At 72.0% G+C, this 12,529-nt stretch carries 14 protein-coding genes; 5 read left to right on the top strand and 9 right to left on the bottom strand.

All coding sequences use genetic code 11. From position 1 onward, the window contains the following. Positions 1-32 precede the first annotated feature (32 nt). From ACHBTE_RS11470 to ACHBTE_RS11480, 3 genes are read right to left on the bottom strand one after another with little or no spacing between them, the layout of a single operon-like run. Positions 33-659, bottom strand: a complete 627-nt coding sequence (locus ACHBTE_RS11470) for a YigZ family protein (RefSeq protein ID WP_394723562.1) — start codon at positions 657-659, stop codon at positions 33-35. Between the two features lie 47 nt (positions 660-706). Then, positions 707-1,249 (bottom strand): SixA phosphatase family protein, encoded by a 543-nt coding sequence (locus tag ACHBTE_RS11475; protein ID WP_394723563.1) that lies wholly within the window; start codon positions 1,247-1,249, stop codon positions 707-709. Then, complete coding sequence (locus tag ACHBTE_RS11480; protein WP_394723564.1) at positions 1,246-1,965, bottom strand: hypothetical protein; 720 nt, start codon at positions 1,963-1,965, stop codon at positions 1,246-1,248. The genes ACHBTE_RS11475 and ACHBTE_RS11480 overlap by 4 nt, the downstream gene beginning before the upstream one ends. 358 nt (positions 1,966-2,323) lie before the next feature. Between ACHBTE_RS11480 and ACHBTE_RS11485 the strand changes: the two genes are divergently transcribed. Continuing rightward, positions 2,324-2,731: a CoA-binding protein gene (locus ACHBTE_RS11485; RefSeq protein WP_394723565.1), complete on the top strand. Its 408-nt coding sequence runs from the start codon at positions 2,324-2,326 to the stop codon at positions 2,729-2,731. 251 nt (positions 2,732-2,982) lie between these two features. Then, positions 2,983-4,203 carry a 4-hydroxybenzoate 3-monooxygenase gene (locus tag ACHBTE_RS11490; RefSeq protein ID WP_394723566.1) on the top strand — a complete coding sequence of 407 codons (1,221 nt, stop codon included), beginning with the start codon at positions 2,983-2,985 and terminating at the stop codon, positions 4,201-4,203. A 50-nt stretch (positions 4,204-4,253) separates the two neighbouring features. Here the strand turns inward: ACHBTE_RS11490 and ACHBTE_RS11495 are convergent, their stop codons facing one another. Further along, entirely contained in the window at positions 4,254-4,613 is a 360-nt protein-coding gene (locus tag ACHBTE_RS11495; protein ID WP_394723567.1) for an ArsR/SmtB family transcription factor, read from the bottom strand. A 61-nt stretch (positions 4,614-4,674) separates the two neighbouring features. Here ACHBTE_RS11495 and ACHBTE_RS11500 point away from each other — a divergent pair, with 61 nt between their 5' ends. Beyond that, positions 4,675-5,835 (top strand): cation diffusion facilitator family transporter, encoded by a 1,161-nt coding sequence (locus tag ACHBTE_RS11500; protein ID WP_394723568.1) that lies wholly within the window; start codon positions 4,675-4,677, stop codon positions 5,833-5,835. Positions 5,836-5,840: 5 nt separating this feature from the next. On the opposite strand, the gene ACHBTE_RS11505 is transcribed toward ACHBTE_RS11500, so the two are convergent. Continuing rightward, positions 5,841-6,401, bottom strand: coding sequence for a YbaK/EbsC family protein (locus tag ACHBTE_RS11505; RefSeq protein ID WP_394723569.1), 561 nt, complete (start codon positions 6,399-6,401; stop codon positions 5,841-5,843). 43 nt (positions 6,402-6,444) lie between these two features. Beyond that, positions 6,445-7,017: an XRE family transcriptional regulator gene (locus ACHBTE_RS11510; protein ID WP_394723570.1), complete on the bottom strand. Its 573-nt coding sequence runs from the start codon at positions 7,015-7,017 to the stop codon at positions 6,445-6,447. Positions 7,018-7,174: 157 nt separating this feature from the next. Between ACHBTE_RS11510 and ACHBTE_RS11515 the strand changes: the two genes are divergently transcribed. After that, the gene (locus tag ACHBTE_RS11515) at positions 7,175-8,032 is read left to right on the top strand and encodes an EamA family transporter (protein ID WP_394723635.1); all 858 of its coding nucleotides are present in this window, start codon (positions 7,175-7,177) and stop codon (positions 8,030-8,032) included. Between the two features lies 1 nt (position 8,033). Here the strand turns inward: ACHBTE_RS11515 and ACHBTE_RS11520 are convergent, their stop codons facing one another. After that, positions 8,034-8,831 (bottom strand): acyltransferase, encoded by a 798-nt coding sequence (locus tag ACHBTE_RS11520; protein WP_394723571.1) that lies wholly within the window; start codon positions 8,829-8,831, stop codon positions 8,034-8,036. A 110-nt stretch (positions 8,832-8,941) separates the two neighbouring features. Here ACHBTE_RS11520 and ACHBTE_RS11525 point away from each other — a divergent pair, with 110 nt between their 5' ends. Next, a complete protein-coding gene (locus ACHBTE_RS11525; protein ID WP_394723572.1) occupies positions 8,942-9,472 on the top strand; it encodes a gamma carbonic anhydrase family protein in 531 nt (176 codons plus the stop codon). Positions 9,473-9,569: 97 nt separating this feature from the next. Here the strand turns inward: ACHBTE_RS11525 and ACHBTE_RS11530 are convergent, their stop codons facing one another. Both ACHBTE_RS11530 and ACHBTE_RS11535 read right to left on the bottom strand, forming a co-directional pair. Beyond that, on the bottom strand, positions 9,570-10,262 hold the full coding sequence (locus ACHBTE_RS11530) for a DedA family protein (protein ID WP_394723573.1): 693 nt from the start codon (positions 10,260-10,262) through the stop codon (positions 9,570-9,572). 75 nt (positions 10,263-10,337) lie between these two features. Then, positions 10,338-12,236: an RICIN domain-containing protein gene (locus tag ACHBTE_RS11535; RefSeq protein WP_394723574.1), complete on the bottom strand. Its 1,899-nt coding sequence runs from the start codon at positions 12,234-12,236 to the stop codon at positions 10,338-10,340. Between the last annotated feature and the right edge of the window lie 293 nt (positions 12,237-12,529).

Consider the following 12,529-nt stretch of genomic DNA (forward strand, 5'->3'; position numbering starts at 1 on the left):
CACCCGCCTCGCCCCCGCGTTCACACTTCGCGTCACACGTCCCCGTACGCCTCTCCCCCGAGCTCGAAGCGCGCCGTCCCCGCCGTCACATCCGCGAGCCACGCCCGGAACGCCTCGACGTCGGCGTCCGGCAGACCGACCTCGATGGTGACCGACTCCGCGTACCGCACGTCCCGCACCTCGCGTCCGGTCGACCTCAGGTCGTTCTCCACCTTGCCTGCGCGCTGGTGGTCGACGGTGACCGTGGCCAGCCGGAAACGGCGGCGTGTACGCGTGCCGAGCGCGTCCAGGGCCTCGCCGACCGCGCCGCCGTACGCCCGGATCAGCCCGCCCGCGCCGAGCTTGACGCCACCGTAGTAGCGGGTGACGACCGCGACGACGTACCGCATGTCGCGGCGCAGCAGCATCTGGAGCATGGGGACCCCGGCCGTGCCCCCGGGCTCCCCGTCGTCGGAAGCCTTCTGGACGGATGCGTCGGCGCCGATGACGTAGGCCCAGCAGTTGTGCGTGGCGTCCGCGTGCTCCTTGCGCACGGCCGCGAGGAAGTCCTGGGCCTCCTGCTCGGTGGCCGCCGGGGCGAGCGCACAGATGAAGCGTGAGCGGTTGACCTCGGTCTCGTGCACGCCCGCGTGGGCGACTGTGCGGTACTCGTCCTGCATCCCGCCAGCCTATGCGCAGCCCTCGCGCCCGCCCGCGCGGGAGAACGTCACGACTTCTTGCCGCGCGCCACCATCACGCCCGTCAGCAGTGCCGTGCCGGGTGCGAGGGCGCGCCAGGTGGCGCCGTACCAGGCGAGGACGGCGATGGCCGCCGTGGGGAACTTCGTGCGGACCTCGTCCAGGGTGTCGTCGAGACCGTCGCCCGCGAGGTCGAGGACGAGTTCCTCCAGGCCAGGGTTGTGCCCGATCAGGAGCAGCGTCTCGACTTCGGGGGACACCTCGTGCACGACGGACAGCAGGTCGGGCACCTCGGCGGCGTACACCCGCGGCTCCAGGCGCACGGGTGGGGGCGTGCCCCACTGGGCGGAGGCCAGCTCCCACGTCTCACGCGCGCGTACCGCCGTGGAGCACAGGGCGAGGTCCGGCAGGCAGTCGACGGCCGCGAGGATGCGGCCCGCGGCCGGGGCGTCCCGGCGGCCACGCGGGGCGAGTGGTCGTTCGTGGTCGGCGACGCCGTCCGGCCAGGCGGACTTGGCATGCCTGAGGACGACCAGCCGGCGCAGCGGGCCCGCTCCGAGGCGCGCGGTCATGCGGGATTCCCCAGCTCGCGGGTGAGGTCGAGGCCGAGGAGGCGGTCGGCGTAGGCGTACGTCTCGAAGCGGGCGCCGTCCGGCAAGTCGGACGCGGTCTCCACCCGGCGCAGGACGCCCAGCACTCCGGGCAGGTCGAGGTCGTCCTCCCAGGCGGCGCGCAGCTCGCCGCGCACCTCGTCGGGGATGGGCCGCGACGGATGCCGCGCCCAGCCGGCGACGGCCCGGCGCCAGCGGTCGAGGGTGTCGTGGGCCTCGGCGAGGGCGTCCGCGTCGAGCCGGACCGGCTCGTCCCTGCGCCGGGCGAGCAGCGCGAGGCGCAGGGCGGCGGGGTCGGCCTCCTCCGGGGGCGCCTGCGCGTGCACGGGCGCTACGGCGACCCGGACGCCGTCGGGTTCCGCGCCACCCACTCGTACGACGTGGAGGATTTGTGCCTCGCCCAGTCCCGCTGCGGCGTCCCGGCCGTCCTCGAAGGGCCGGATGCCCAGCGCCGCGGCGCCCGCCCGCAGGTCCGCCGGCTGCCGCTCCTCGTCGAGCAGCGCCCAGACCGGCGTACCGCCGAGCTCCAGGGCACGCACCAGCAGATCGGCCACCAGCAGCAGCCGTAGGGCGGTGACGTCGAAGCCCTCCGTATGCGCCTCGATGCGGGTCAGGCCCCGGCGGGCGGGCGCGGCGTCGACGGGCTCGCCGGTTCGGGCGTCGATGATGCGCAGCACGGAGCGAGCGTAGGCATAGGCAGGGCCGTCCGCAGCCATCCGGCCCGCTTTCCGGACAGCGTGGCGGGCGTCGGGTCTGCCGGAAGGGCTCTGGTCATCCATGATCGTGCGGCCCGTCCGCGCGCGCGGCGCGCATCTCGTACCCGGGCATCGCCACCCCCCTGCCGTGCGGACTGCCCGCACGGTACTGCGCCCGGGCGCGCCCGGACAGGCGTTCGCGGGGAGCTTCCGGCGAACGGCGGGTCGCGGCGGGAATCCTGGTGGGCCGTCGTCCGTTGTGCGTGGTGACGACAGAGCGAGGGCAGTCCTGGTTCGGGGCGGTCCTGCTTCGGTTTCACGCGACGCAAGGAGGCCGGCGGTGTACGGCGACGACGCAGCGGTCCGCAAGGTCCTCACCGACCTGGGCGACACCTGGGCCATCGTGGGCCTGTCGTCGAACCAGCGGCGAGCGGCATACGGCGTCGCGGAGGTGCTCCAGCGCCACGGCAAGCGCATCGTCCCGGTTCACCCCAAGGCGGAGACGGTCCACGGCGAGCAGGGCTATGCCTCCCTGGCGGACATCCCCTTCGATGTGGACGTGGTGGACGTCTTCGTGAACAGCGACCTTGCCGGTCCTGTGGCCGACGAGGCGGTGGCCAAGGGCGCCAGGGCGGTCTGGTTCCAGCTCGGCGTCATCGACGAAGCGGCGTACGACCGTACCCGCGCGGCCGGTCTGGACATGGTCATGGACCGCTGCCCGGCGATCGAGATACCCCGCCTCGGCTAGGGCCTGTCGTCAAATTCCCGTCGTCCGCCCGCAGGGCGGGCCGCGCGGCGTCAGGTGCGTGCTCTCGGCGTGCCGGGCGCGGACCTGGTTGTACGTGGGTATGCGCCCGGTGCGGCGAGAGTGCGTGCATGGCGTCGCACGGCAGGCGGGAATTTGACGACAGGGCCTAGCGGACGCCACCCGCGGCGGGCCACTTCCAGGAGCCGCCCCGGGCCTCCCCTCCGCCTGCGGGCCACCGCCATAATGCTCGGGTGAATTCCACCTCCCCCCACTCCAACTCCGGTGTTGCGCAACGCTTCCCGGTCGTCATCGTGGGCGCCGGGCCCGCGGGTCTCACTCTCGGCAACATCCTGCGGGCGGCGTCCGTGGACTGTCTGGTCCTGGAGACCGAGACCCGCGAGTTCATCGAGCGTCGGCCGCGGGCCGGCGTTCTCGAGGAGTGGGCCGTACGCGGACTCCAGCAGCGGGGCCTCGCGGACAACCTGGTGCGGCGGGCGCAGCGGCACACCGAGTGCGAGTTCCGGTTCGCCGGTGAGCGCTACCGGTTCGAGTACGCCGAGCTGACGGGGCAGCACCACTGGGTGTATCCGCAACCGTTGCTGGTGACGGACCTGGTGCGCGAGTACGCGGACGTGCGCGGCGGCGCCGTTCGCTTCGGCGTGCGAGACGTGGCACTGCACGACCTCGACAGCGACCGCCCCGCTGTGTCGTACACCTGCCCGAAGACGGGACAACGGCAGGTCGTGCACTGCGACTTCGTCGCCGGCTGTGACGGGGCGCGCGGAGTGACGCGCGGCGCGGTGCCCGCCGGGCGGGCCCTGGTCTCCCGCAGCGACTACAGCATCGGCTGGCTGGCGCTGCTCGCCGAGGCGCCGCCGTCCTCCGACTGCGTCCTGTTCGGCATGCATCCGAGCGGCTTCGCCGGGCACATGCCGCGCAGCGCCGAGGTGACGCGCTACTACCTGGAGTGCCCGCCCGGGGACGACCCGGAGAACTGGTCGCAGGACCGTGTCTGGGCGGAGTTGCAGCAGCGGCTCGGGGCGAACGGCGCGCCCGCGCTGACCGAGGGCCGGCTGATCGAGAAGCGTGTGCTGGACATGCACAACTACGTGGTCGAACCCATGGTGTTCGGGCGCCTCTTCCTGGCCGGCGACGCCGCTCACCTGACGGCCCCGATCGCCGCGAAGGGCATGAATCTCGCCCTGCACGACGCCTTCGTGCTCGGTGACGCCCTCGTCGCCCACCTGACGCAGGGCGACGGCACCGGCCTGGACGGCTACTCCGCGGCCTGTCTCGGCCGGGTGTGGGACTACCAGGAATTCTCGATGTGGCTGTCGGAGGTGTACCACGGCACGTCCTCCGGCGATCCCTATCTCGCGGGTACGACCCTCGCGCGGCTCCGCCGGATATTCGGCTCCCGGACTGCTGCCAAGGCGTTCGCGGAGCAGTACCTGGGCAACACCGACTTCTGAGCCTTCCGGCCGGACCGCGAGCCCGCCCGGCGCAGGGGTGCGTGCCGCGCTCAGTCGTGCAACGGCCGGTCGCTGAGCCGGTGGTCCGCCACGCTCAGGGCCTCGTCGACGAGCCGGCGCAGATGGCCGTCGCGCAGGGAGTAGATCACCCGGCGGCCCTCCTTGCGGGTGTTCACGAGCCCCGCCAGCCGCAGCCGGGCCAGATGCTGACTGACGGCGGGCCGGGCCGCGCCGCAGACCTCGGTGAGCGTCGAGACGTCCGCCTCCTGCGCGGTCAGGGCGTGCAGCAACGTGAGGCGGGTGCGGTCGCCGAGCAGGGCCAGGAGCTCGGCGGCCAGGGCGAACTGTTCCTCGCCCGGGGTGCGCGGGTGCGCATCGTCCGCAGGTGATAGGTGCATGCGTGCGCTCATACGCACATAATGGCGTCGTGGGCGGTCTCCCGTCCATTCCCGCGGACCGGAAGGGGACGGCGTGAGCGACCGGCACGACCACGAGCACCGCGATGGCGACGGGCGGCCCTCTGGAGACGGACACCCCCCGGGGAACGGATCCCAGGGGCGCCGGCACTCCCAGGCACACGGGCACAGTCACGACCAGCCGCACACCCCAGGCCGGCCGCACAACCACGACCACCCGCACCCACACGCCGGTGCCCGGCACCGCCTCGCCCACCTCCTCAAGCCCCACTCCCACGAGACGGCCGACAAGCTCGACTCCGCCCTGGAGTCCTCGGCCCGCGGCCTGCGCGCGCTGTGGGTCTCGCTGGCCGTGCTCGGGGCGACGGCGCTGGCGCAGGCGGTCGTGGTGGTCGCCTCCGGGTCGGTCGCGCTGCTCGGCGACACGGTGCACAACACCGCGGACGCGCTGACGGCCGTGCCGCTGGGGGTCGCGTTCGTGCTGGGCCGGCGTGCGGCGACGCGTCGCTTCACCTACGGCTACGGGCGGGCGGAGGACCTGGCAGGCATCGTCATCGTGCTGACGATCGCCGCGTCCGCGGCCTTCGCGGCGTGGACGGCGGTCGACCGGCTGCTCGACCCGCGGCCAGTGGAGCGGATCCCGGCCGTCGCGGTGGCCGCGCTGGTCGGGTTCGCCGGCAACGAGTGGGTGGCCCGCTACCGGATCCGGGTGGGCCGTTCGATCGGCTCGGCCGCGCTCGTCGCGGACGGACTGCATGCCCGGACGGACGGATTCACCTCACTGGCCGTCCTGTTGAGCGCGGGCGGCGCGGCCCTTGGCTGGCAACTCGCGGACCCGCTCGTCGGGTTGGCCATCACCGCGGCCATCACGCTGGTGCTGCGGGACGCGGCGCGCGAGGTGTTCCGACGGGTCATGGACGCGGTCGATCCCGCGCTCGTGGACCGTGCCGAGCAGACACTGCGGGAGGTCCCGGGCGTGCACGAGGTGGGCGAGGTGCGGCTGCGCTGGATCGGGCACCGGCTGCGCGCCGAGGTCGCGGTCGTCGTGGACGGCGAGGCGACGGTACGGCAGGCGCACGCCATCGCCGTCGACGCCGAACACGCCCTGCTGCATGCCGTGCCCCGGCTCACCGCGGCCCTCGTGCACGCCGACCCGGTGCCGATGCCGGGCGAGGCCGATCCGCATCAGGCGCTCGCCCATCACTCGGCGGCGTGAGGCCGTCAGACCGCGACGCCGAGCCCCTCCAGGACGACCGCTCCCGGCAGCTGGGCGAACGCCTTGCCCGGCACGAGCAGCTTGCCGCGCCGGCGTCCGCTGCCGACCAGGACGTACGGGAGGTCGACGACGGCGGAGTCGACCAGCACGGGCCAGCTCTCGGGCAGCCCGATCGGGGTGATGCCGCCGTACTCCATGCCGGTCTCGCCGATCGCCGTGTCCATGGAGGCGAACGACGCCTTGCGGGCGCCGAGTTGGCGGCGTACGGCGCCGTTCACGTCGACCCGGGTGGTGGACAGCACGACGCACGCGGCCAGTGTCGTCTCGCCGCCGCGCTTGCCCGCGACGACCACGCAGTTCGCGGACCGGTCGAGCAGTTCCTGCCCGTAGTGCTCCACGAACACAGCGGTGTCGGCCCACTGCGGATCGGTGTCGACGTAGATGATCTGGTCGGCGGGGACGCTGCCGTGCCAATGGCGAACGGCGTCGGCGACCGGGCGAGTGAGCTCGTCGAGGCAGTCCGGGGCGGGGGTGGCGTGGTCGAAGTGTCCGATGGGTGCGTCCATGAACGCACGCTAACAGCACGGCCGGGGCCGCCTGCCTGGTGTCTCAGTGGACGAGCGGGACCGAGACCGTCAGCGTCATCCGCATCGGAACGTCACCCTGATTGCCGTAGACGTGGGGGGCGTTCGCGTCGAACGTGACGCTGGAGCCGGCCGGGACGCGGTACTCCACGTCCTCCACGGTCAGGGTCAGTTCGCCGGCCACGACGTGGGCGATCTCGACGGTGCCGGCGGGGTGCGGATCGGACCCGGTGCTCTCGCCGGGCATCAGTTTCCAGTCCCACATCTCCAGCGGGCCGGGCGCTTCGGTGCCTGCGAGGAGCTTGCTGTAGCTGCCGGCCTCGGTGTGCCACATCCTGACCACCTGCTCGGGCGGGACGACGCGCACCTTCGGGCCCTGCTCGTAGTCGAGAAGGGTCGTGATGCTGACCCCGAGGGCGTCGCCGATCTTGGCGACCGTGCCGAGGCTCGGGTTGGTGCGGGCCTGTTCGATCTGGATCAGCATCCCGCGGCTGACACCGGAGCGGGCGGCCAGCGCGTCCAGCGTGAAGCCGCGCTCGGCGCGCCAGCGTTTGACGTTGCGCGCCAGGGACTGGGTCAGCAGGTCGAGGTCCGACACATTCCATCCACGAGACGAGACAAGACAAGGAGCAGGGAGGAGGGAGGGGGCAGGGAGAGACAAGGAGAGAGAGCAATATTTTGAATGACAAAGTTCAACTCACTAAACTACCGTGAGCTGCACCCGATCGTGCACCGAACTGTACTGCGAGGCGACCGTGACAGCACTCTTCGCCCTGGCCACCAGCCTGCTGTGGGGCCTGGCCGACTTCGGCGGCGGTCTGCTGACGCGGCGCACCCCGGCGCTCACGGTCGTAGTCGTCTCGCAGACGATCGCCGCGGTCGTGCTCGGCGTGATCGTGGCGGCCACCGGGGGCTGGAGCGAGGCCGGTCCCCAGCTGTGGTTCGCTGCCGCCGCCGGAATCGTGGGCCCGGTCGCCCTTCTCTGCTTCTACAAGGCGCTGGCGCTGGGACCGATGGGCGTGGTTTCCCCGCTCGGCACAGTGGGTGTGGCCGTCCCGGTCGGCGTGGGCCTCTTCCTCGGCGAACGGCCCGGCCTTGTGCAGGTCGCCGGGATCGCGGTCGCCGTGCTCGGCGTCGTACTCGCGGGCGGACCGCATCTGCGAGGGGCGCCCGTGCAGCGGCAGGCCATCTTGCTCACCCTGATCGCGGCCTTCGGTTTCGGCGCGGTCTTCGCGCTGATCGCCGAGGCGTCGACCACCGTCACCGGCCTGTTCCTCGCGCTCTTCGTCCAGCGCCTGGTCAATGTCGCGGCGGGCGGCGTAGCCCTGTACGCCGCCGTGCGGCGCGGCACGCCCGTGCTCCCGGAGGGTGGTTTCCCCTGGCGCTCGCTGCCGGCGCTCGCCTTCGTCGGCCTCGCCGACGTCGCGGCGAACGGCACTTATGTGATCGCCGCCCACCACGGGCCGGTCACGGTGGCGGCCGTACTGGCCTCCCTCTACCCGGTGGTGACCGCCCTGGCGGCGCGTGGCTTCCTCCGCGAACGAATGCGGGCCGTACAGGCGGCGGGCGCCGGGCTCGCGCTGGTGGGCACGCTCTTGCTGGCGACCGGCTGACTCAGGCCTCGGCGGCGGGTTGTGCCAGGTGGACACCCTCGTCCGGGTCCAGCTGCGCGAGCTTCGCCACCGTCTCCTCGTCCAGCCCGGCCAGCGCCTGGAGTTGCTCGGGGGTCACCCCGTCGGGGATCGGCACGGGCGCCGGCGTCCGCAGGGGCGGCTGCCAGCCTTCGTCGGGCGTCCAGCGCCGTACGACACGGGCGGGCGCCCCCGCCACCACGGCGTGGTCGGGCACCACGCCCCGGACCACCGCACCGGCCGCGACCACCACGTTCCGTCCGATCCGCGCGCCCGGGAGGATCACGGCCCCGGTGCCGATCCAGCACCCCGGCCCGATCTCGACGGGCTCCATCCGCGGCCACTGCTTGCCGATGGGCTCGTGCGGATCGTCGTACGAATGGTTGGTGGACGTGACGTAGACGTACGGGCCGAAGTAGCAGTCGCTGCCGATGGTGACCGTGGTGTCGGCGATGACGTGGCTGCCGCGGCCGAGCACGACGCCGTCGCCTATGCGCAGGATCGGTTCGGGGCCGAGGTCGAGGTCGGGCATCAGACCTGCCGTCAGCGTCACCTGCTCGCCCACGATGCAGTGGGAGCCGAGGTGGATCCAGGGTTCGCCGAACACGGTCCCGAGCGGGAAGGCGAGGCGGGTGGCCTCCCCGAGCGAGCCGAAGCGGAAGCGGCCGGGATGCTCGGCCGTCACCGAGCCGGTGCGCTGCGCCCAGGCCCAGCCCGCATGGATGGCGCGCTGCGCCAGTCGGCGTCGCCAGGATGAGAACGTGTTCTTGCGCTTCGGCACGCGCTTACCGTACTGAGCCCGCGGCGCCCTTATGAGGCCGAAGGCCTGTGATCTTCGCCCTACCGGGTGGCGGTAGCGTTCCCGTGTAGTTCGGACGACAGGAGACCGCGATGACGCAGGAGCCACTGATCAAGGGGATCGCCGGCAGGAAGCCGAAGATCGACGGGGATGCTTTCGTGGCACCGATGTCCACGGTGATCGGCGATGTGACGCTGGAGGCCGGGGCCAGTGTCTGGTACGGCGCGGTGGTGCGCGGTGACGTGGAACGGATCTCGGTGGGGGTCCAGAGCAATGTCCAGGACAACTGCACGCTGCACGCGGACCCGGGGTTCCCGGTGGTCATCGGCGCGCGGGTCTCGGTCGGGCACAACGCCGTGGTGCACGGGGCGACCGTCGAGGACGACTGCCTGATCGGGATGGGGGCGACCGTGCTGAACGGTGCGGTGATCGGGGCCGGGTCCCTGGTCGCCGCTCAGGCCCTGGTGCCGCAGGGCATGCGGGTGCCGCCGGGGTCGCTCGTCGCGGGAGTGCCCGCGAAGGTCAGGCGGGAGCTGACGGAGGAGGAGCGTCAGGGGGTCACGCTCAACGGAACCATGTATGCGGAGTTGGCGAAGGCGCACCGTGAGGAGCACGGGGCCTAGGTCGTGCGTGGTCCGCGGGTGGTTCGTGGCTGGTCGCGCCGGTGCGCGGAGCCGCATGTCGATGTCGATACGGCTCCGCGCGCCCCGGCCCGGACATTCAGTCTCCGGCGACCACCGGCTCCGGCTCCGGCCGGGACTGCGCCTGCGATTGCGACGACGCCTGCGCCCGCGCGTCCTGATGGGCCGCCTGGGCCTTCTTCGCCTTGCGCTTGATGATCAGCATCGACGTCAGGCCGATCAGGACCGCCGCCACCAGGCCCAGCCACGAGAAGCGCTTCAGCCAGGACTCGGCGACCACTCCGACGTAGTAGATGACGGCGGTCGTGCCGCCCGCCCAGAGGATGCCGCCGAAGACGTTGGCGATCAGGAACTTCCAGTACGGCATCCGCAGCACGCCCGCGAGGGGGCCGGCGAAGATACGCAGGAGGGCGACGAAGCGGCCGAAGAAGACGGCCCACATGCCCCACTTCTCGAAGGACCGCTCGGCGGTGGCGATATGCCCCTCGCTGAAGTGCTTGGGGAACTTCGCGCCGAGCCAGGCCAGCAACGGCCGACCGCCCTTGCGGCCGATGGCGTAGCCGATGGAGTCCCCGATGATCGCGCCCGCGGTGGCGCAGGCGCCGAGCACGAAGGGGTCGATCTCACCGTGCTGGGAGGCAAGCAGCGCCGAGGAGACCAGGATGATCTCGCCGGGCAGCGGGATGCCCAGGCTCTCCAGTCCGATGACCCCGCCGACCAGCAGATAGATGGCGAGCGGTGGCACCGTTTCGAGCCATTCCTGGACGTGCAACGCCGCTTCCTCCCGTGTCGTGGACCCTGTGTGCTTCCCGGCGCACGCCCGGCTGTGAGCGCGCGCCGGGGCAGCCTACCCGTTCTGAGTGACGGTCTCTGCGTCCCACAGGTTGCCCTGGTGCTCCCGCTTCACGGTGCCCGGCAGCGTGGTTGGCAGGGCCACGACGGCGGCGACCGGAGTGGCGACCGGAGTGGCGGGCTCCGGCTGGTCGCGGGAGTCGTCGTGGACGTAGCGCGTCTCGTACCGCCGCTCAGGCTCCTCCTCCGCGGGCTCGCCCTGCGGGGCAGCGGTCTCGGGCGAGTCGGTGGCGACGGCGCCGGGCACCTCGCGCTCCGACGCTCCGGGCGAACCGCCCTGCTCCTTCTCGCTCCGTTTCTCCTGCTTCTCTTCTTTCTTCTGCTTGTCCTCTCCGTTCTTGGGATGCTCGTCCAGCTCGTAATTCTTGGCCTGCCCGTCCTTCTCGTGCTGCTTCCCGGTCGGGTTCTCGGATGGGTTCTCGAGTTGCCGCTCGGGCCTCCCCTCCCGAACGTCTCCAAGTCCGCCGTCGAGCAGCCAGCGCTGCCCCGCCGATCCGTCGCGTTCGGCGAGCACCAGAGTCTCGTCCTCGCCGCCGGCGACCGCCCGCCCGGTGGACCGGCGCGGCAGAAGCTCCCCGTGGACGGTGAGGTCGTAGTGGACCTCACCGGCGTGCGCGAGGCAGTTCGCGAGGGCGACCGTGTCGTCGCCGGCATCGGAGTCGAGGCACAGGGTGGGGTCGGCGGCGCTGCGCAGCAGCCCGCTGTCCTGGTACGACCACTGCTGGGAGGCGGCGGACGAGCACTTCGCCAGCTCGGCTCGGGCCCCGGCGCGGACCTCGCCGTCGCTGAGGTCCAGGCACAGGCCGCTGCCGAGGTTGCGGAGTCTTCCCTGGCCGATCGCGACGGGCTCCTCGGCCGAGGCGGCCGACGGCGATCCACCGGACGGAGGCGGCGAGACCGTATCCGGGTGGACGGAACGGCCGCTTGGCACGCCCCAGGTGGCCGTCGCGTCAGGAACGTTCTCCTCGGACCAGCCCTTGGCGGTGAGCACCGTGACCAGCAGGGCGAGGGACGTCAGGCCCACCCCTACGGCGACAGCCTTCGCCCGCCCGCGTGGTGCGGCGAGCACGGGGCGGTGCCGCCCCCCGCGCCGTGAACGGGTGGACGCCTCCGCTCCCGAGCCACCCCTCGCGGGCCGGGAGTCGAGATAGCGCCGGGCGCCCCAGCCGAGCACCGTCTCGGCGAGCAGGACGTCGAGGCCGCCCTCGAAATGGCTGAGCTGCTCGGCGGCGTGGCGACAGTAACGGCACTCCCCCAGATGCTGCTGCACATCGGGCAACAAGGCACCGCCCCGGCGAATGGGGACATCGAGGAGACGGTTGTAGTAACGGCATTCCCGGGTGGGCGCGAGTTCTCGGTGGGCGCGTACGCAACCGGCTCTGAATTGCTCGCGCACTCTGTCCAGGGCCGCCGAGGCGGTGTTCGGGTCCACGCCCAGCAGACCGGCAGGTATGGTTATCGGTTCCGCCTCGACCTCGGTGTGCCACAGCAGGCATTGCGCGGCGCCCGACAACGCCCGGAATGCGCGCTCGGCGATGTGTCGTCTTTCGGGTGTCACGGATCGCGCGGCGCGCAGTCCGCGGCCACCGGTCGGTTTGCCGAGTTCCGGTAGCAGGACGGAAATGTCGCCATCGGTCGCCCACTCCTTCACCAGGTCGCGTACGGCGTTGAGGAGCCGGGGGCGCAGCGCGCCGTCGGCCGGCCGGCCGAGCACGCGATGGAACGCCGCCGCGGCCACCATGGCGGCGGAACTCTCCATGGAGGCCAGGCAGATGGTCGCGTAGTCATGGGTGGCTCGCCAGTGCCGTGCCAGAAGCAGCGCGACGGCATGGCCGTCCGTGCCGAGCTTGTCCCGGCTCGCGAGGAGTTCCCGGTCGGACCCTGGGGTGCTCATTCCGGGCCGTGGCGGGTACGGCGGTCGTGGGGGGTAGGGGGATTGCACTGAACCATTTCCTTCCCGGCCGCGGGACGGCATGGGGAATGCACGTCCATCGGAAAGCGGGTGCGCGATTGGTGCATACCTGCGCCGCGTCACATGTGGACCGGCCATCAGGGTCGCTCACTTTCGCACAAGCGCCGCACAGGAAACAAGAAGTTCGAGTGACGGGCATTCAAGAGGAAGGCAATTAGTTGGAGTTACCGGCGGTATCCGCACCCGCATTCGAAATTGCCGTCGGAGCGGGCCGT

Source organism: Streptomyces sp. M41 (genome assembly GCF_043673425.1).
In the GTDB taxonomy this organism is placed as follows: Bacteria; Actinomycetota; Actinomycetes; order Streptomycetales; family Streptomycetaceae; genus Streptomyces.

What these genes read in the sequence shown, in the direction of transcription:
- ACHBTE_RS11535 (WP_394723574.1), bottom strand. Translation starts at nt 12,236, where the DNA reads ATGAGCACCCCAGGGTCCGACCGGGAACTCCTCGCGAGCCGGGACAAG.
- ACHBTE_RS11470 (WP_394723562.1), bottom strand. Translation starts at nt 659, where the DNA reads ATGCAGGACGAGTACCGCACAGTCGCCCACGCGGGCGTGCACGAGACC.
- ACHBTE_RS11505 (WP_394723569.1), bottom strand. Translation starts at nt 6,401, where the DNA reads ATGGACGCACCCATCGGACACTTCGACCACGCCACCCCCGCCCCGGAC.
- ACHBTE_RS11495 (WP_394723567.1), bottom strand. Translation starts at nt 4,613, where the DNA reads ATGAGCGCACGCATGCACCTATCACCTGCGGACGATGCGCACCCGCGC.
- ACHBTE_RS11525 (WP_394723572.1), top strand. Translation starts at nt 8,942, where the DNA reads ATGACGCAGGAGCCACTGATCAAGGGGATCGCCGGCAGGAAGCCGAAG.
- ACHBTE_RS11475 (WP_394723563.1), bottom strand. Translation starts at nt 1,249, where the DNA reads ATGACCGCGCGCCTCGGAGCGGGCCCGCTGCGCCGGCTGGTCGTCCTC.